Source organism: Microbacterium sp. A8/3-1 (assembly GCF_040267695.1).
Classification (GTDB): Bacteria; Actinomycetota; Actinomycetes; order Actinomycetales; family Microbacteriaceae; genus Microbacterium; species Microbacterium luteolum.
Genome location: NZ_CP158357.1, coordinates 442,412 through 459,709, shown reverse-complemented (window position 1 = coordinate 459,709; position 17,298 = coordinate 442,412). Strand labels below are relative to the sequence as shown.

General features: G+C 69.3%; 15 protein-coding genes. 3 read left to right on the top strand and 12 right to left on the bottom strand.

Going from position 1 to position 17,298, the window contains the following annotated elements; all coding sequences use genetic code 11:
- Window positions 1–42 precede the first annotated feature (42 nt).
- On the bottom strand, window positions 43–300 hold the full coding sequence (rpmA, locus tag ABS642_RS02290) for a 50S ribosomal protein L27 (protein ID WP_028501603.1): 258 nt from the start codon (window positions 298–300) through the stop codon (window positions 43–45).
- Window positions 301–318: 18 nt separating this feature from the next.
- A complete protein-coding gene (gene rplU / locus ABS642_RS02285; RefSeq protein ID WP_046012653.1) occupies window positions 319–627 on the bottom strand; it encodes a 50S ribosomal protein L21 in 309 nt (102 codons plus the stop codon).
- A gap of 213 nt (window positions 628–840) precedes the next feature.
- Between rplU and ABS642_RS02280 the strand changes: the two genes are divergently transcribed.
- Complete coding sequence (locus tag ABS642_RS02280; RefSeq protein ID WP_282216861.1) at window positions 841–1,110, top strand: DUF4031 domain-containing protein; 270 nt, start codon at window positions 841–843, stop codon at window positions 1,108–1,110.
- On the opposite strand, the gene ABS642_RS02275 is transcribed toward ABS642_RS02280, so the two are convergent.
- Window positions 1,072–3,624, bottom strand: a complete 2,553-nt coding sequence (locus ABS642_RS02275) for an Rne/Rng family ribonuclease (RefSeq protein ID WP_350352106.1) — start codon at window positions 3,622–3,624, stop codon at window positions 1,072–1,074. The two genes, ABS642_RS02280 and ABS642_RS02275, sit on opposite strands and share 39 nt — an antisense overlap.
- Window positions 3,625–3,907: 283 nt before the next feature.
- Here ABS642_RS02275 and ABS642_RS02270 point away from each other — a divergent pair, with 283 nt between their 5' ends.
- On the top strand, window positions 3,908–4,519 hold the full coding sequence (locus ABS642_RS02270) for a vitamin K epoxide reductase family protein (protein ID WP_282216859.1): 612 nt from the start codon (window positions 3,908–3,910) through the stop codon (window positions 4,517–4,519).
- A 64-nt stretch (window positions 4,520–4,583) separates the two neighbouring features.
- On the opposite strand, the gene ndk is transcribed toward ABS642_RS02270, so the two are convergent.
- From ndk to ABS642_RS02245, 5 genes are all read right to left on the bottom strand, one after another.
- Complete coding sequence (gene ndk, locus ABS642_RS02265; protein WP_350352105.1) at window positions 4,584–5,000, bottom strand: nucleoside-diphosphate kinase; 417 nt, start codon at window positions 4,998–5,000, stop codon at window positions 4,584–4,586.
- Window position 5,001: 1 nt separating this feature from the next.
- Window positions 5,002–5,415, bottom strand: coding sequence for a DUF4233 domain-containing protein (locus tag ABS642_RS02260; RefSeq protein WP_350352104.1), 414 nt, complete (start codon window positions 5,413–5,415; stop codon window positions 5,002–5,004).
- On the bottom strand, window positions 5,412–6,764 hold the full coding sequence (locus ABS642_RS02255; protein WP_282216857.1) for a folylpolyglutamate synthase/dihydrofolate synthase family protein: 1,353 nt from the start codon (window positions 6,762–6,764) through the stop codon (window positions 5,412–5,414). The genes ABS642_RS02260 and ABS642_RS02255 overlap by 4 nt, the downstream gene beginning before the upstream one ends.
- Window positions 6,761–10,150, bottom strand: a complete 3,390-nt coding sequence (gene ileS, locus ABS642_RS02250; RefSeq protein ID WP_350352103.1) for an isoleucine--tRNA ligase — start codon at window positions 10,148–10,150, stop codon at window positions 6,761–6,763. The genes ABS642_RS02255 and ileS overlap by 4 nt, the downstream gene beginning before the upstream one ends.
- A gap of 357 nt (window positions 10,151–10,507) precedes the next feature.
- Entirely contained in the window at window positions 10,508–11,347 is an 840-nt protein-coding gene (locus ABS642_RS02245) for a DUF559 domain-containing protein (protein WP_350352102.1), read from the bottom strand.
- Window positions 11,348–11,630: 283 nt separating this feature from the next.
- Between ABS642_RS02245 and ABS642_RS02240 the strand changes: the two genes are divergently transcribed.
- Entirely contained in the window at window positions 11,631–12,281 is a 651-nt protein-coding gene (locus tag ABS642_RS02240; RefSeq protein WP_350352101.1) for a pentapeptide repeat-containing protein, read from the top strand.
- Here ABS642_RS02240 and ABS642_RS02235 read toward each other — a convergent pair.
- The 4 genes from ABS642_RS02235 to ABS642_RS02220 form a co-directional block, all read right to left on the bottom strand.
- Window positions 12,271–13,779 (bottom strand): ABC transporter ATP-binding protein, encoded by a 1,509-nt coding sequence (locus ABS642_RS02235; RefSeq protein WP_350352100.1) that lies wholly within the window; start codon window positions 13,777–13,779, stop codon window positions 12,271–12,273. The genes ABS642_RS02240 and ABS642_RS02235 overlap by 11 nt on opposite strands.
- Window positions 13,776–14,588, bottom strand: coding sequence for an ABC transporter permease (locus tag ABS642_RS02230; RefSeq protein WP_350352099.1), 813 nt, complete (start codon window positions 14,586–14,588; stop codon window positions 13,776–13,778). Before ABS642_RS02230 ends, ABS642_RS02235 begins: the two co-directional genes overlap by 4 nt.
- Window positions 14,585–15,529 (bottom strand): ABC transporter permease, encoded by a 945-nt coding sequence (locus tag ABS642_RS02225; RefSeq protein ID WP_350352098.1) that lies wholly within the window; start codon window positions 15,527–15,529, stop codon window positions 14,585–14,587. Before ABS642_RS02225 ends, ABS642_RS02230 begins: the two co-directional genes overlap by 4 nt.
- Before the next feature lie 73 nt (window positions 15,530–15,602).
- A complete protein-coding gene (locus tag ABS642_RS02220) occupies window positions 15,603–17,210 on the bottom strand; it encodes an ABC transporter substrate-binding protein (RefSeq protein WP_350352097.1) in 1,608 nt (535 codons plus the stop codon).
- Window positions 17,211–17,298 lie beyond the last annotated feature (88 nt).

The window sequence follows — 17,298 nt, the reverse complement described above, 5'->3', positions numbered from 1 at the left end:
GCCGAAGCCCGCCCCGTCCGGATGACTAGTGTCGCGCTGTGATCACTCAGCAGCGGCGACGATGTTGACGACCTTGCGGCCGCCCTTCGCGCCGAACTGGACCGCACCGGCGGCCAGAGCGAACAGCGTGTCGTCGCCACCACGGCCGACGTTGACGCCGGGGTGGAAGTGCGTGCCGCGCTGGCGGACGATGATCTCGCCGGCGAGGACCTGCTGACCGCCGAAGCGCTTCACGCCGAGGCGCTGAGCGTTGGAGTCACGACCGTTACGGGTGGAGCTTGCGCCCTTTTTATGTGCCATGTCCTAGTCCCCTCTGGCTTACTTGATGCCGGTGATCTTGACGCGCGTGAGCTCCTGGCGGTGGCCCTGACGCTTCTTGTAACCGGTCTTGTTCTTGTACTTCTGGATGATGATCTTCGGGCCGCGGAGGTTGCCGATGACCTCGGCGGTGACCTTGACCTTCGCCAGCTTGTCAGCGTCGGTGGTCACCGTGGCGCCGTCGACGAGCAGCACAGCGGCAAGCTCGATCTTCTCGCCCTGGGCAGCCTTGACACGGTCGAGCTGAACGATCGTGCCGACCTCGACCTTCTCCTGCCGCCCACCGGCGCGCACTACTGCGTAAACCACTTCATACCTGTTTCGTTGGGGAGCACGCGGCTCCGAGAATCTCACGGGAAGACTGTTGCTTGCATGCGTCGCAGGACGACGAGTGCGAAAGCAAGGCTCTCCGCTCCGACCGACGAGGACGGGACGGCATACGCACCAAGGGACTACTTTACCGGATGCGGGACGGTGTCGCAAAGCGAGCCGGGTGGCGTGTCCGAGTCATAGGCTTGCGGGATGACCGTACTCGTCGACGACCCGCTCTGGCCTGCGCACGGACGCCTGTGGGCGCACCTGGTCAGCGATGCGGATCTCGACGAGCTGCACGCCTTCGCGAAGGCGCACGACGTGCCCGCACGCGCGTTCGACCTGGACCATTACGACGTTCCCGCCGACCTGGTCCCCCGGCTCATCGCCGGGGGTGCCGAGCACGTCGAGGGAAAAGAGCTGGTGCGACGACTGATCGCCTCAGGACTCCGAGTCCGCGGCCGTGACCGGCGCCGCTGACGAGTCGTTGTTGACCGACACCGGGGTACCGGTGAGCGCGGCGGTGCTGACGCGACGACGTCCTCGGCCCTGACCGGGAGCCTTGGGCTCCGGCAGCGCGTCGAGAACCGAGTCGAGCAGCGCTTCCGCTGGCGACTTGGGCGCCTTGCGGTCGGAGCCGCGCTTCTTCCTGGGCTTCTTGGCGCGCTCGGGAGCAGCGCCCTGCGCAGCCTCGGCGGACCCGGCATCCGCGGCGATCTCGACCGGCTCGAGGCTCGGTGCGAGGGTCGACGCGGCGATCTGCGCGAGCGCGGACTTGGCCCCCTCGGGGATGCTGTGCGTGACGTTCGGCGCCGGCGGAGCGCTCTGGCTCTGGCTGTTGCCCCCACCGCGCTGGCGACGGTTGCCCTGGCTGTTGCCGTTCCCGTTCCCGTTGCTGCGGTCGTTGCCGTTGGAGCGGTGCTTGACCACGGGGTCGTGGTGCACGATGACACCGCGGCCGGCGCAGACCTCGCACGCCTCGCTGAACGTCTCCAGCAGGCCGAGCCCGAGCTTCTTACGGGTCATCTGCACGAGTCCGAGCGAGGTGACCTCGGCGACCTGGTGCTTCGTCCGGTCGCGGCTGAGGCACTCGATCAGGCGGCGCAGCACGAGGTCGCGGTTGGACTCGAGCACCATGTCGATGAAGTCGACGACGATGATGCCGCCGATGTCGCGCAGACGCAGCTGGCGGACGATCTCCTCGGCGGCCTCGAGGTTGTTCTTGGTGACCGTCTCCTCGAGGTTTCCGCCCGAGCCGACGAACTTGCCGGTGTTGACGTCGACGACCGTCATGGCCTCGGTGCGGTCGATCACGAGCGAGCCGCCGGAGGGCAGCCAGACCTTGCGGTCCAGCGCCTTCTCGATCTGCTCCGTGATGCGGAACGCGTCGAAGGGGTCGGTCTCGTCCTCGTAGGCCTCGACCCGCTCGAGCAGGTCGGGGGCGACGCTCTCGAGGTAGGCGCGGATGGTCTGCTGCGACTCGTCGCCCTGGATGAGCATCTTCGTGAAGTCCTCGTTGAAGACGTCGCGGACGATCTTGACGAGCAGGTCGGGCTCGGCGTGCAGGAGGGCGGGCGCCTGCTGGTTCTCGACCTGCTTGCGGATGTGCTCCCACTGCGCGGTGAGACGCTGCACGTCGCGCGTGAGCTGGTCTTCGGTGGCCCCCTCGGCCGCGGTGCGGACGATCACGCCGGAGGACTCCGGCAGCACCTCCTTGAGGATGCGCTTGAGACGGGCGCGCTCGTTGTCGGGCAGCTTGCGGCTGATGCCGTTCATCGACCCGCCCGGCACGTACACGAGGTAGCGCCCGGGAAGCGAGATCTGGCTGGTGAGGCGAGCACCCTTGTGGCCGATCGGGTCCTTGGTGACCTGCACCAGCACGCGATCGCCCGGCTTGAGGGCGAGCTCGATGCGACGCGGCTGGTTGCCGGTCTCGACGCCGTCCCAGTCGACCTCGCCGGAGTACAGCACGGCGTTGCGGCCGCGGCCGATGTCGACGAACGCGGCTTCCATGCTGGGAAGAACGTTCTGCACGCGGCCGAGGTACACGTTGCCGATCAGCGACGCATCCTGGTTGCGGGCGACGTAGTGCTCGACGAGGACGCCGTCCTCGAGGACGCCGATCTGCGTGCGCCCGTTCTTGGCGCGGACGACCATCTTGCGATCGACCGACTCGCGCCGGGCGAGGAACTCGGCCTCGGTCACCACCGGGCGACGACGACCGGCGTCGCGCCCGTCGCGACGGCGCTGCTTCTTCGCCTCGAGGCGAGTGGAGCCCTTGATGGCCTTCGGCTCGGTGATGTACTCGACGACACGCTGACGCTGACGGGGCTCGTCCCGCTGCTCACGCTGGTCGTCTCCGTCGGAACCGCCACGGCGACGACGGCCGCGACGTGCGGATGCCGGCTCGTCCTGCTCGCGCTCGGCGATGCGGTCGAAGATGCGCTCGCTGCGCTCGGGCCGCTCGTTGCGGGCCGGGAGCGGAATGACCTCGGGTGCGTAGAAGTGCAGCTGCGTGGAGACCTGGGAGACGAAGACCTCGGGCAGCAGTCCCAGCGACACCGCGGTGACAGGAGCAGGAGCCTCGGGCTCCTTCGTCGCGGACTCGTCCGTCTGCTCGGGCTCGTCGGTCGACTCCGGCTCGGCCGACGGCGCCGCGTCATCCGCGGGCGTCACGTCGGACTCGATCTCGAGGCTGGAGGCGACCAGTGCCTCGGCGATGACCTCGGCGTCGCCTTCCGGCGCCTCGACGGCATCCGCTTCGTCGGTGACCGGCGTCGCGTCGGCGACCGACGTCTCGTCGACGCCCGGAGCGGATGCTCCCGCGTCGCCCGCGTCCGCGGCGATCTCTGCCTCCGCGAGCGCGACGGCGACCGCTTCGGAATCGATGATCGGGGCGTCGGCGTCAGGCGCCGTGTGCTCCGTCAGCGACTCCGTGGCGTCAGCCGAGGTGTCGAGGGTAGGGACGTTGTTGTCATTGTTCTCATCGGCCATCTCTGGCTTGCTCCCTGCGCGGTGCACCAGGTGCTCCGCGAAATCTCATGCGGCACCCGCGGGTGCCGCGAACTCAATCGGTGTGCGACCGGCTCATGGCTCTGATCGCGTGGGGCATGGGGCCCCGAAGTCTGCGGCGATGCGCGTAACGGCGGCGCCGTCCATCACATCACAGGCCATTATCGCACCAAGTCGCACGGAATACGGCATCCCGCGTCCGAGTCCCCTGTTTTCACCGGCCTGTTCTCCCCGCATCCATAGGCGTCGCTGGGATAATCCCGATATGAGCGAGCAGCGCACCCGCCCCGTGGTCTATGCCGTCTGGCTGATCATCGCCGGCATCGTCGGGTGGTTCGCCGCCTTCCAGTTGACGATCGAGAAGTTCGCCCTGCTGGAGAATCCCGAGGCGGCGCTGGCGTGCGATGTGAGCCCGTTCATCCAGTGCAGCAAGAACCTGGAGTCCTGGCAGGGCGAAGTCTTCGGCTTCCCGAACCCGCTGCTGGGCCTCACCGGCTGGATGGCACCCATCGTGATCGGTGTCGCTCTCCTCGCCGGAGCGCGCTTCCCGCGCTGGTTCTGGGCGGCCTTCGGCGCGGGGATCACCTTCGCCTTCGGGTTCGTGTGCTGGCTGATCGGCCAGAGCCTCTACGACCTCTTCGTCCTCTGCCCGTGGTGCATGGTGACCTGGGCCGTGACGATCCCGACCTTCTTCGCGACGATGCTGCACCTCACGCGAAACGGTACGTTCACCCGCAGCGAGAAGGTGCGCGCGCGTGCGGAGAAGCTCCTGCCCTGGGTTCCGCTTGCCACGATCCTCGCGTACGCGCTGATCATCCTCCTCGCCCAGCTCCAGGGCCTCGACTTCCTCGGCGAGATGGCGAAGCTGCTGTTCTGACCCTGAGCCCAGGCACGAAGAAGCCCGTCCACCTCACGGTGGACGGGCTTCTCGGTGTCTGGGCTCAGTCGAACCAGATGCCGAGTTCGCGCGCGGCCGACTCGGGGCTGTCGGAGCCGTGCACGAGGTTCTGCTGCACCTTGAGGCCCCAGTCGCGTCCGAAGTCGCCCCGGATCGTGCCGGGTGCGGCCGTGGTCGGGTCGGTGGTGCCGGCGAGCGAGCGGAAGCCCTCGATCACGCGGTTGCCCGCGAGACGGATCGCGACCGACGGGCCGGAGAGCATGAACTCGAGCAGCGGCTCGTAGAACGGCTTGCCCTCGTGCTCGGCGTAGTGCGCGGCGAGGAGGTCGCGATCAGGCTCCACGAGGCGGATGTCGACGAGCGCGTAGCCCTTCGCCTCGATGCGGGCCAGGATCGCTCCGGCGAGGCCGCGGGCGACGCCGTCGGGCTTGACGAGGACGAGTGTTTCTTCGGTGGCCATGTCATTCACTCTCTGTCTGAGTCTCGGTCGAGGGCTCGGCGGGACGTCGTGCGTCCAAGCGGGCCCCCATGATCGTCGCATACGCCCACATGCCGCCGAAAATCAGGACGACGAGCAGGATGGCCGGTTCGAGGAACGCCGCCAGGGCGATGACGAGCTGGATGACCCAGCCGGCCGCGATCGCCCACGGCTTCGTGATCATGCCGGCGACCGCGATGCAGGCGAGACCGACGACCGCGCCGGCGACGATCGCCCACCACGGCTCGATCCCGGCAGGCAGCGCCTTCAGGCCGAAGATCGTGAGCCCGGCGAGGAACACCACGATCGCCTCGAACCCCAGCACGATCGGTGCGAGCTTCTGCACGAGGGTGCGGGGCGGGCGGGGCCTGCGAGCCGGTGTCGCCTCCGCGCTCACGCGCGCCACCCCGACTTCCAGTCCTCCTCCTCGGCGAGGGCGATCGCCTCGCCTGCCAGCACGACGGAGCCGGCGATGACCACCGCGCGGCGGTCGGACGAGGCCGCCCATTCGCGCGCGGCATCGGCGGCGTCGGCCAGGGAGTGGTGCACGGTGGCGCGGTGACCCGCCTGCTCGACCAGATCGGCGATGGTGTCCGCGTCGCTCGCCCGGTCGGAGTCCGGCGCCGTGGCGAACACGTGCGCCGCCGCGGGAGCGAGCTGGGCGATGATGCCGGCGGCATCCTTGTCCGAGAGCACGCCGAGCACGACGCCCCACTCGTCGAAGTCGAAGCTGTCGTCGAGCGCCTGCGCAAGCGCCTTCGCGCCATGCGGGTTGTGCGCGGCATCGACCACGACGGTCGGAGCGATGCCGAGCAGCTGCAGGCGTCCGGGGGAAGTGGCGCCCTGCAGGCCGTCGGTGACGATCTCGCCCGCGATCCGCTGCGAGCCGCCGCCGATGAGCGACTCGACCGCCGCGACGGCGAGAGCGGCATTGTGGCCCTGATGCGCGCCGTACAGCGGCAGGTACTCCTCGACGTACTCCCCCGCCAGACCGCGGATCGAGAGCAACTGGCCTCCGACGGCGAGCTTCTGGTCGACGAGGCCGAACTCCTCGCCCTCGAACGCGATCGTCGCGTGACGCTCGGCGGCGACGCGGCGCAGCACCTCGGCGGCTTCCGGCGGCTGCTGCGCCGACACCACGGCGGCGCCCTCCTTGATGATGCCGGCCTTGACCTGGGCGATCTCGGCGATCGTGCTGCCGAGCCGGTCCGCGTGGTCGATGTCGATCGGAGCGAAGACCGCGACATCGCCGTCGGCGGTGTTCGTCGAGTCCCATTCGCCGCCCATGCCCACTTCGAGCACGAGCACGTCGATGGGGGCATCCGCCGCGGCCACGAAGGCCAGCACCGTGAGCAGCTCGAAGAACGTCAGCGGGGCGTCGCCCGCGGTCTCGAGCTCGGCGTCGACGATGTCGACGAAGGGCTCGATCTCGTCCCAGGCATCCGCGACGGCGCCGTCGTCGATCGGCTCGCCGTCGATCATGATCCGCTCGGTGAAGCGCTCCAGGTGCGGACTCGTGAAGAGTCCGGTGCGCAGGTCGTGCGCCCGCAGAAGGCTCTCGATCATGCGGGCGGTCGAGGTCTTGCCGTTCGTGCCGGTGATGTGCACGACCCGGTAGGTGCGTTGCGGGTCGTCGAGGAACGCGAGGATCCGCGCGGTGCGCTCCTTGCGCGGCTGCACCCAGCGCTCCCCCGCGCGGCTCAGCAGCGCCTCGTAGACCGCGTCGGCCCGTTCCCGATCGCTCATGATGCCGCCTTTCCGCTGACGACCGCCGTGGCGTCGATCGTCACGATGATCGGTGCCTTCGTGGCGCCCAGAGCGCGGGCACCGGAGCGGAAGACCCCGTCGCCCGGGTTGGTCACGTCATCGACCAGCGAGTCCATCTCCTCGGTCGGCTGCACCGCGAACGCCACCGCGAGCGTCTCGGCGGCGATCAGCTGCGCGTGCTCCTCGAGCGCCGCCGCATGCTCCGGCGCGGCGTTGAGCGCGAGGACGATGCGGTCGCTCACATCGAGCCCGGCATTCTTGCGCGCCTCCTGCACGACGCGGATCGCGTCTCTGGCGAGCCCCTCGGCCTCGAGCTGCGGCGTGGTCTGCGTGTCGAGCAGCACGAAGCCGCCCGACGGCACGATCGCGAGTGCTTCGCCCTCCGGTCGTCCGGTGGTCTCCAGGGCGAGGTCGTACTCGGCGGGCTCGAGCGCGAGTCCGCCGGCCGTCACGACGCCGTCGACCTGCGACCAGTCGCCGGCCTTCGCCGCCTTGATCACCGTCTGCACGTTCTTGCCCAGACGGGGGCCGGCGGCACGGGCGTTCACGCTGAGACGGTGCGTGATGCCGTAGTCAGCGGCGGTGCTCTCCGCGAGCGCGACGAGCTCGACCGACTTCACGTTGAGCTCCTCGCGGAGGATGTCCTCGAACTGCCCCAGCGACGCGGCCTGCGGCGACACGACCGTGAGGCGGGCGAGCGGCAGGCGCACGCGCAGCTTCTCCTTCTTGCGGAGCGCGTTGCCGACGCTGGACAGCTCGCGGACGGCGTCCATCGCATCGCGGATGTCGTCGGCGGCCGGGAACGCGGCGGCATCCGGCCAGTCCTGCAGGTGCACGCTGCGACCGCCGGTGAGGCCCTGCCAGACGCGCTCGCTGACCAGCGGCACGAGCGGCGCCGCCACACGCGTGAGCGTCTCCAGGACCGTGTAGAGCGTGTCGAAGGCTTCGCGGCTCTTCGGGTCATCGGTCACACCGACCCAGAAACGATCGCGCGAACGCCGGATGTACCAGTTCGTCAGCGTCTCGGCGAAGTCGCGCAGACGAGCGGATGCCGTCGTCGAGTCGAGTCCTTCGAGATCGGCGCGAACTTCCCGGACCAGGTCACCCAAGCGGGCCAGGATGTAGCGGTCGAGCACATCCGTGGAATCCGTGCGCCACGAGGCCTCGTACCCGTCCGGGCCCGAAGCGTTGGCGTACGTCGCGAAGAAGTACCAGGAGTTCCACAGCGGCAGCAGGAACTCGCGCACACCGGCGCGGATGCCCTCCTCCGTCACGGCGAGGTTGCCGCCGCGCAGCACCGAGCTCGACATCAGGAACCAGCGCATGGCGTCGGAGCCGTCGCGGTCGAGCACCTCGGACACGTCGGGATAGTTCCGCAGCGACTTCGACATCTTGTAGCCGTCGCTGCCCAGCACGATGCCGTGGCAGCTCACACCGGTGAACGCGGGACGGTCGAAGAGCGCCGTGGACAGCACATGCATGACGTAGAACCAGCCGCGGGTCTGCCCGATGTACTCGACGATGAAGTCGGCAGGCGAGTGCGAGTCGAACCACTCCTGGTTCTCGAAGGGGTAGTGCACCTGCGCGTACGGCATCGATCCGGAGTCGAACCACACGTCGAAGACGTCCTCGATGCGGCGCATCGTGGACTTGCCCGTGGGGTCGTCCGGGTTCGGGCGGGTGAGGTCGTCGATGTAGGGGCGGTGCAGATCGATCTCGCCCTCGGGGTTGCGCGGCAGCGTGCCGAAGTCGCGCTCCAGGTCCTCCAGCGATCCGTAGGCGTCGACGCGCGGGTACTCGGGATCGTCGCTCTTCCAGATCGGGATCGGCGAACCCCAGTAGCGGTTCCGGCTGATGGACCAGTCGCGCGCTCCTTCGAGCCACTTGCCGAACTGGCCGTGCTTGACGTTCTCCGGCACCCAGGTGATCTGCTCGTTGTTCGCGAGCATGTCGTCCTTGATGTCCGTGACGCGGATGAACCAGCTCGACACGGCCTTGTAGATCAGGGGGTTCCGGCAGCGCCAGCAGTGCGGGTACGAGTGCTCGTAGCTCTGCAGCCGGATGAGGCGTCCGTTGTCGCGGATGATCCGGACGAGCGGCGTGTTCGCCTCCATCCAGAGCTCGCCGGCGACGTCGGTCACGTTCGGGAGGAAGCGTCCGCCGTCGTCGAGCGAGAGGATCGTGGGGATGCCGGCGGCCCCGGCCACCCGGAGGTCGTCCTCACCGAAGGCCGGAGCCTGGTGCACGATGCCGGTGCCGTCGGTCGTGGTGACGTAGTCGTCGACGAGGATGCGCCAGGCGTGCTCGGTGCCGTACGTCTCGGCATCCGCGTAGTAGTCGAAGAGGCGGTCGTAGGTGACGTCCTGCAGCTCCGCGCCGCGCACGGTCGCGTCGACGGCGGCGAGCGCCTCCTCGGCGCTCTCGTAGCCGAGGTCCTTCGCGTAGCCGCCGAGCAGATCGCGCGCGAGCAGGTAGCGGTGGGCGGACGCCTCGATCGCGGCATCCGTCGTTCCCGGCGTCTGATGCACGTCGGCCGCACCGGCGGGGCCCGCGGGGAGCACGACGTAGTCGATGTCGGGACCCACGGCGAGCGCGAGGTTCGTCGGGAGGGTCCAGGGCGTGGTCGTCCACGCCAGGGCGCGCACGCCGGTGAGGCCGAGAGACTCCGCCTTCGCGCCGGTCAGCGGGAACGTGACCGTGACGGACGGGTCCTGACGCATCTGGTACACGTCGTCGTCCATGCGGAGCTCATGGGCGGAGAGCGGCGTCTCGTCGCGCCAGCAGTACGGGAGCACCCGGTAGCCCTCGTAGGCGAGGCCCTTGTCGTACAGAGTCTTGAAGGCCCAGAGCACGCTCTCCATGTAGCCGAGGTCGAGCGTCTTGTAACCGCGCTCGAAGTCGACCCAGCGCGCCTGACGGGTGACGTAGTCCTGCCACTCGTGCGTGTAGGCGAGCACCGAGCTCTTCGCCTTCGCGTTGAAGACATCGATGCCCATGGCCTCGATCTCGCTCTTCTCGGTGATGCCGAGCTGCTTCATCGCCTCGAGCTCGGCGGGAAGCCCGTGGGTGTCCCAGCCGAAGACACGGTCGACCTTGTGCCCGGTCATGGTCTGGAAGCGCGGGAACACGTCCTTCGCGTACCCGGTCAGCAGGTGACCGTAGTGCGGCAGACCGTTGGCGAACGGCGGGCCGTCGTAGAACACCCACTCCGGCGAGCCTTCGCGCTGCTCGATCGAGGCACGGAAGGTGTTGTCGGTCTTCCAGAAGTCGAGCAACTCCTCCTCGATCTGCGGGAAGCGAGGGCTCGGCGCGACAGAGGCAGCCTGGTCGGCGGCGGGTCCGAAGGAGGAACGGGGGTAGGTCATCGTGTCTCGCAGTGATCGTCGTGGCGGATGCTCCTGCGAGGACGATCCTCACGGACCGCGGTACCACCTCGCGTGCCTCTGCGACCCTTCGACGAGCTCAGGGACCCAGAAACCACTCTCACTGCGGCTGTGACGGGCCTGCCCCGCTCGGTTCTACTGGGCTCGTCCTCTCGCGAGGTCGAGCTGTTCTTCCGAGAGCTCCCCGGTGATGCCGGATCGATGCTCGTGCGTCCATTGTACGCGCGGACGCGGAGTCCTGCGCCGCGCGAGCGCCCCGCGCGGAGATGTGCGCTTCAGAAGGACGAATGCGGCGAATGCCGCCTTGGGAAGTGCACATGACCTCGCGAGGTGCGCGCCTCATCGCGCGAGATGGTGGCCCTGAGCGACCGCGCGCATGATCAGATCCTGCACCGAGGCCCAGTCGAACATGACCTGGGAGTAGGAGACTCGAATGACCCGGTACCCCATCAGCATCAGCTCCGCATCGTGCCGGATGTCCTCGGACCGCTGGGATCCCGTGTGGTGTGCTCCGTCGATCTGCAGGATGAGACGATCTCCGATGAGCGTGTCGACGCGGTGGCCGGCGATCCAGATCTGCACCCGGATGGGGAGCTTCAGCCAGCGGAGCCGTTCGCGCACGTAGGTCTCGAGCCCGGCATCCGCGAAAGGCGTCGCCCGGAGCAGAATCCGCCGCGCGACGGGTTTCCACGTGAGACCGCGCAGCGACTCCACCGTCACCAACCCGCTGTGGAGCGCCGACTCCCAGGTCGCGAGCGCCTGCTCGAACGGCTCGCACACCGCGATGTGCGCCAGGACGTTCTCCACCGGATCGGCGAGTGCGTCCGGATGCCGCGGCAGAGGAGGCCGTCCCCAGTGGAGCTTCGCATCCACGGGCAGCTTCCGGGCGCTGTGAGGCGGAACCGCGAAATGCGGCCGACCACGGTGATCGTGCAGCCACAATCCGAGGCGGCTCGCCTGGGTGCGGCAGGTCAGCACCACCCCGAACCGTGCGGCGGCCACCAGCTGCCTGTCGGCATCCTTCGACGCGATCCATCCGCGGCGTGGCCGCGTGATGACACCACCGGCGACGCCCGACTCCACCGTGCGACGCGCGAACCCCTGTTCCACGACGACCGTGAAGGAGGCGATCCCGCCCCGCGCCGCGAGGAAGGTCAACAGGTCGTCGAGGCGCGTCATCCGGACAGCCTGGCTCTCCGGCATCCGGCATCCTGTCGCTCGGCCCGCGGATCACCACCGGGTGGGGAGAAGTCGGCGCGTCGTCTCTTCGCGCAGGGGAGATCACACGCCCCCTTCGGGCCGGCGTTCACTCGGCGGTCCTCGCGTTCGCCACAGCAGGAGATGCGCGTGTCGCAAGGTCTCCCTGCCGCGAAACGTCCTTGCCGATTGCACACGTCCTCGGCAACTGCACGGGCGGCCCCGGCCGAACGCTGCTGTCCGCCCCACCGCCTACCCTCGAACCATGGCCCGCACGACCGAATCCCCTGTCGCCCCTCGCGTCTCTCCCCCTGATCTGCCCGACCGCCTCGATCCGGCGGAGCCTCGTCGCAGCGCCGACCTCCTCGCCGCGAGCCTCGACCTCACCGCGAGCGCCGATCTGGCCTACGCCTCACTCGAGCAGTGCACGGTGCGTGCTGACGCCGACGATGTCGACCTGACCGGCGCCACGATCCTCGACGTCGCGATGGACGGCGTCCGCATCGCATCGCTGAAGATGCGCGACGCGGGAATCCGGAGGCTGCGGATCAGCGGAGGCCGGATCGGGACACTCGACCTCAGCGGCGCGCGCATCGACGAGCTCGAGCTGCGCGACCTGCGCATCGACTACCTCAATCTCGGCGCCGCACGCGCCACCGACGTGGAGGTATCCGACTGCCGCATCCGCACCATCGACATCCCGCAGGCCGAGCTCACCCGCGTGCGCTTCGCCGTGACCTCGACCGATGAGATCGATCCTCGTGGCATGCGGGCGAAAGACGTCGACCTGCGTGGGCTCGATGCCGCGTCCTACCTCGACGCCAACAGCTTGCGCGGGACTACCCTCACCGGGTTCCAGGTGCAGCAGCTCGCCCCGGTGATCGCCGTCGGCCTAGGCATCCAGATCAAGGGCTGACGGCGCCGCTCGCGTCGAGCAGCTCCCTCGTGAACGGATGCTGCGGCGCGGCGAACACCGCCCCGGTCGCTCCCTGTTCGACGATGCGCCCCTCCTGCATCACGAGGATCTCGTCGGCGACCGCACCGACCACGTCGAGATCGTGTGAGACGAGGATCATCGTGAGCCCTCGCTCCTGCTGCAACCGCGCCAGCAGGCGCAGGATGCGCTCGCGCACCGAGGGGTCGAGCGCGGAGACCGGTTCGTCCAGGACGAGCACCTCGGGATCGGCGGCGAGCGCGCGGGCGATCGCCGCCCGCTGACGCTGTCCGCCGGACAGAGCAGCCGGACGTCGGCCGGCGAGCGCGGGATCGAGATCGACCTCCGCGAGGAGGGCGGCGACCCGCGCCGCTCGCTGAGCACGCGGCACCCCGCCCGCCTCCAGCGCCTCCCGCAGTGATCGACCGACCGTCCACCGCGGATCGAACGCCCCGAGGGGATTCTGGTGCACCAGCTGCACCCTCCTGTCGCCGATCCAGCGCAGAGCGCCCACGTCAGGCTGCTCGACGCCGACGATCATCCGCGCCAGGGTCGTCTTGCCGGAACCCGACTCCCCCACGATCCCCAGAGTTCGCCCTTCGGCCACTGAGAACGAGGCGTCGACCACCGCAGGAACATCGCCGAAGCTCTTCGACGCCTCGACGACCGTCAGGACCGGCGAGGACGCGACCGCAGAGGAGACGCGCGGCTCGTGCATCGTCGCCGCGATGAGCTGCCGCGTGTACTCGTGCTGCGGGCGCTCCAAGACCTCTGCCACCGGTCCGCTCTCGACGACCTCGCCGTGACGCATCACCAGCACCCGGTCGGCGAGCCGCCGGACCGCCGCGAAGTCGTGGCTGATGAAAAGCACCGCTGTACCGGTGTCGGCGATCTCGCGCAGCAGCCCGAGGATCCGCGCCTGCACCGTCGCGTCGAGCGCCGTGGTGGGCTCGTCCGCCACGAGGACGGCCGGATCCGCGGCGATGGCCGAGGCGATCAGCGCACGCTGCCGCAATCCGCCCGACAACTCGTGCGAGTACTGCCGGGCACGCCGGTCTCCGTCCGGCATCCACACCCGGGTCAGCAGCTCTCGCACCCGTGCGGCGAGCGCGGCACGACCGTGGACGATGCCGTGCAGGCGCAGCGGCTCGGCGATCTCGGCGCCGATCCGGCGCAGCGGGTCGAGCGAGACCAGAGCATCCTGCGAGACGAGGCCGATGCGCGCACCGCGCAGCCGCCGCCATTCGCGCCCGCCGAACGCCGCGGCATCCGTCCCGTCGATCACGAGCTTGCCGACGGTGACTTCCGCGTCAGCCGGCGTCAGCCCGAGGAGGGCGCGCGCGGTGAGCGACTTCCCGGCGCCGGACTCTCCCACGATCGCGACGCACTCGCCCGGCGCAACCGTCAGCGAGACGCCGTCCACGACCGCCGTTCCGTCGAACGCGATGCGCAGTCCTTCCAGTTCGAGCGCGGCGCTCATGACGTCCTGCCCTCTCCCCGTGCCCGCAGGATCCTGCCGACGACGGTCGCCGAGACGACGGTGAGCGTGATCGCGATGCCGGGGAAGACCGAGATCCACCACGCCTGGCCGAGCACATTGCGACCACCCGCGAGCATCAGTCCCCATTCGGGAGTCGGCTCCGACGGCCCCAGGCCGAGGAAGCTCAGGCCCGCCGCGGCGAGGATGCTCGACCCGATGCCGATCGTCGCGAGCACGCTCAGCGAACCGAGCACTCCGGGCGCGACGTGCCGCACGAACGCCCGGACCGGCGCCACACCGAGGATCCGCGCCGCCTCGACATGCTCCGCGACCCTGAGCGTGCGTGTCTGCACACGCGCGAGCCGGACGTACACGGGGCCGGCGGCGAGCGTCACGGCGATCGCGATGTTCACGGGTCCCGGTCCGAGGACCGCGACGACGACGAGTGCCACCAGGAACTCGGGGAACGCCATCAGGACGTCGTTGATCCGCATCATCGCCGCATCGACACCGCGCGGGGCGACGCCGGCGAGCGCTCCGAGGAGGAGACCGCCGACGAGCGCGATACCGGTGGCGAGCAGTCCGATGCCCAGCGAGCGGCCCGCGCCGTGGACGACCCGCGAGTACACGTCGCGCCCGCTCTGATCAGTGCCGAAGAGGTGCTCAGCACCGGGCGGCAGGAGCGCAGACTGCACGTCGGTCTGCAGCGGGTCGTGGGTGGCGAGGACACCGGGCCAGAGCGCGGCGAAAGCGATCGCGAGAAGGACCGCGATCGCGACCCCGAGCAGCCACCGCTGAGCGCGCCTCATCGGGCACCGCCGGCGCGCGAGGCCCTTACGCGCGGATCGATCAGCGGATGCAGAAGCTCGACCACGAGGTTGACCGCCACGAAGACGACCGCGCTCAGCAGGATGATCCCGGTGATGACGGGGAGGTCGCGGTCGCTGATGGCGGCGAGGGTGACGCGTCCGAGACCGGGACGAGCGAACACCGTCTCCACGAGCACGGCCCCGCCCAGCACCGAGCCGGTCAGGTAGGCGGCGAGTGTGACGGCGTTGGCTGCACCGTGCCGCAAGCCGTGGCGCATCGTGAACCAGGTGGGCCCGGCGCCGCGCGCGCGGACCGTCTCGGCGAACGGCATCCGCTCCGCCTGCACCAGCCCGTCGCGGAGCACCTGGCTGAGGAGCGCCGCGACCGGCAGCGCCAGCGTGATCGCCGGCAGGACGATCGTGGCCGGGTTCCGCGCCCCCGACACCGGGAACCAGCCGAGTCCGAACGCGAAGACGCTGAGCAGGATGAGCCCGATCCAGAACACCGGCGACGACAGCACCACCAGCTCGATCCCCGCCGCGACGGCACGACCAGCCTGCCCGCGGACGAACAGCGCCACGGCGAGCGCGAGCACGACGGCGATCAGGAGCGCGAGCACCGAGAGCTGCAGGGTCGCCCCGAGCTGCCGGCCGATCACCTCGCTCACCGGCATCCGCAGCTGATAGGACTCGCCGAGGTCTCCTCGTGCCAGCTGCCCGATGAACGCCAGGTACTGCTCGAGCGGTGGCCGGTCGAGCCCGAGGTCGGCGCGGATGCCGTCCTTGACCGCTTCACTCACCTGAGCCTGCGGTCCGAGCATCACCGACACAGGATCGCCGGGGATCACCCGGAACGCGAGGAAGGCGACCGTCGCGGCGCCCCACAGGACGATGACGACGGATGCCGCGAGGCCGAGGACACGGAGCAGCGCAGCCTTCATCCCTCTCCTCCGGCGCAGACCCGCACTGAGCGAGCGAATGCGGGTCGAAGTGTCGATCAACGACCGATGGAGATCAGCCGACGCTCACATCGTAGAACAGCGGCCGGCCGTACAGGTCGTAGTCGAGTCCCTTCACGCGCTCGCTCACCGCGGTGATCGCGGACGGGCTGTACAGGGGCACGATCGCCGTGTGCTCGGCGTTCCACTCCTGCAGTTGCGTGTAGAGCGTGTTGCGCTCGTCCTGGTCGCTGGACGCGACGGCCTGCTCGAGCAGCGCGTCGACCGCGGGGTCGGACACCTGCGACGCGTTCTGGAAGCCGTCCGTGTGCAGGTGGCTGCGCAGGAAGTCGGGATCGACGCCGGAGAACCCCCAGTCGGTGAGGTCGAACGTCTTCGGGCCGTACTGCTCGTTGTAGGCACCCGGCTCCAGCACCTCGCGGACGACGTCGAAGCCGATCTCCTTGAGGTCGGACTGGATCGCGTTCGCGAGAGCGGCACGGTCGTCGGGCACGGGCGTCCAGGCGATCCAGCGCACGGAGAGCGGCTGCCCGCCCTTGGTGCGGATGCCGTCGGCGTTGCGCTCGGTCCATCCGGCTTCGTCCAGAAGCGCGTTGGCGGCATCCTGGTCGAACTCCCACGTTCCTTCGAGCGCGGCGTCGTACCCGGGGGTCGTCGAACCCAGCACGCTCCAGGCGCGCGGGAACTGGCCGAAGAAGATCTCCTTCACGGCCGGGTCGATGTCGATGCCGCGGGCGAACGCCTGGCGCACCTTCTCGTCGGCGAAGACGCCGTACTTCTCGTTGAGGTACAGCGAGTACGGCAGACCGGGGTACTCGACCGAGTCGACCGTGAGGCTGTCACCGAGATCCTTCGCGAGGTTCGGCGGGATGTTGCTGGCGAGGTCGGCTTCGCCGCTCTCCACGACGCCGGCGCGGACCGAGGCCTCGGGCTGGATCTCGACGCGGAGCGTCTCGACCTTCGGAGCCTTCTCGTCGTGCGGGCCCCAGGCGTAGTCGTCGTTGCGCGTGTAGACGATCTCCTGGTCGGGCGTGTACTCGGTCAGCTCGAAGGGACCGGTGCCCACCGTGATGCCGGGACCGCCCGCCTTGAGCTGATCAGCCGACTCCGCCAGCACGGCCGGCGAGTAGAAGCCCAGCTGCGGCGTGCTCGCCGCCTGGAGGAACGGCGCGTACGGCTGGGTGAAGGTGACCTTCACCGTGTGGTCGTCGATGACCTCGGTGCCGGCGTAGAAGTCTGCGCCGAGCATGCTGGCGGCCTGAGCCGACGCGGTCTCCGGGTCGACGATGCGGTCGAAGTTCGCCTTCACCGCGGCGGCGTCGAAAGCCTCGCCGTCGGTGAACGTCACGTCGTCACGCAGCGTGAAGGTGTACTCGGTGCTGTCGTCCGACACCTCCCACTCCTTCGCCAGCCACGGCGTGAACGAGCCGTCCTCCTCCTGGAAGACCAGCGAGTCGAGCACCGCGCGCTGCACCATGCCGGAGACGTCGAGCTGACTCACCTGCGGGTCCATGTGCCCGGCCGACAGATTCGCTCCCTCGATCGACCAGACGAGCTCGCTGTCGCTCTCGCCGGAGGGCCCGGCGCAGGCGGTCAGCACGAGTGCGGTGGCGGCAGCAAGTGCGGCGAAGGGCAGAACACGGCGCGCGGGATGTGCGGGCATGACGATTCCTCAGGACGAACGGGTCGGGATGGAGCAAGTCTATGGCCGAATTGTTGGACGGGGTCGATCTGTGACGCTCCGACCGGCT

What these genes read in the sequence shown, in the direction of transcription:
- ABS642_RS02220 (WP_350352097.1), bottom strand. Translation starts at nt 17,210, where the DNA reads ATGCCCGCACATCCCGCGCGCCGTGTTCTGCCCTTCGCCGCACTTGCT.
- ABS642_RS02230 (WP_350352099.1), bottom strand. Translation starts at nt 14,588, where the DNA reads ATGAGGCGCGCTCAGCGGTGGCTGCTCGGGGTCGCGATCGCGGTCCTT.
- rpmA (WP_028501603.1), bottom strand. Translation starts at nt 300, where the DNA reads ATGGCACATAAAAAGGGCGCAAGCTCCACCCGTAACGGTCGTGACTCC.
- ABS642_RS02270 (WP_282216859.1), top strand. Translation starts at nt 3,908, where the DNA reads ATGAGCGAGCAGCGCACCCGCCCCGTGGTCTATGCCGTCTGGCTGATC.
- ABS642_RS02240 (WP_350352101.1), top strand. Translation starts at nt 11,631, where the DNA reads ATGGCCCGCACGACCGAATCCCCTGTCGCCCCTCGCGTCTCTCCCCCT.
- ndk (WP_350352105.1), bottom strand. Translation starts at nt 5,000, where the DNA reads ATGGCCACCGAAGAAACACTCGTCCTCGTCAAGCCCGACGGCGTCGCC.
- ABS642_RS02255 (WP_282216857.1), bottom strand. Translation starts at nt 6,764, where the DNA reads ATGAGCGATCGGGAACGGGCCGACGCGGTCTACGAGGCGCTGCTGAGC.
- ABS642_RS02280 (WP_282216861.1), top strand. Translation starts at nt 841, where the DNA reads ATGACCGTACTCGTCGACGACCCGCTCTGGCCTGCGCACGGACGCCTG.
- ABS642_RS02275 (WP_350352106.1), bottom strand. Translation starts at nt 3,624, where the DNA reads ATGGCCGATGAGAACAATGACAACAACGTCCCTACCCTCGACACCTCG.
- ileS (WP_350352103.1), bottom strand. Translation starts at nt 10,150, where the DNA reads ATGACCTACCCCCGTTCCTCCTTCGGACCCGCCGCCGACCAGGCTGCC.
- ABS642_RS02245 (WP_350352102.1), bottom strand. Translation starts at nt 11,347, where the DNA reads ATGACGCGCCTCGACGACCTGTTGACCTTCCTCGCGGCGCGGGGCGGG.
- ABS642_RS02235 (WP_350352100.1), bottom strand. Translation starts at nt 13,779, where the DNA reads ATGAGCGCCGCGCTCGAACTGGAAGGACTGCGCATCGCGTTCGACGGA.
- ABS642_RS02225 (WP_350352098.1), bottom strand. Translation starts at nt 15,529, where the DNA reads ATGAAGGCTGCGCTGCTCCGTGTCCTCGGCCTCGCGGCATCCGTCGTC.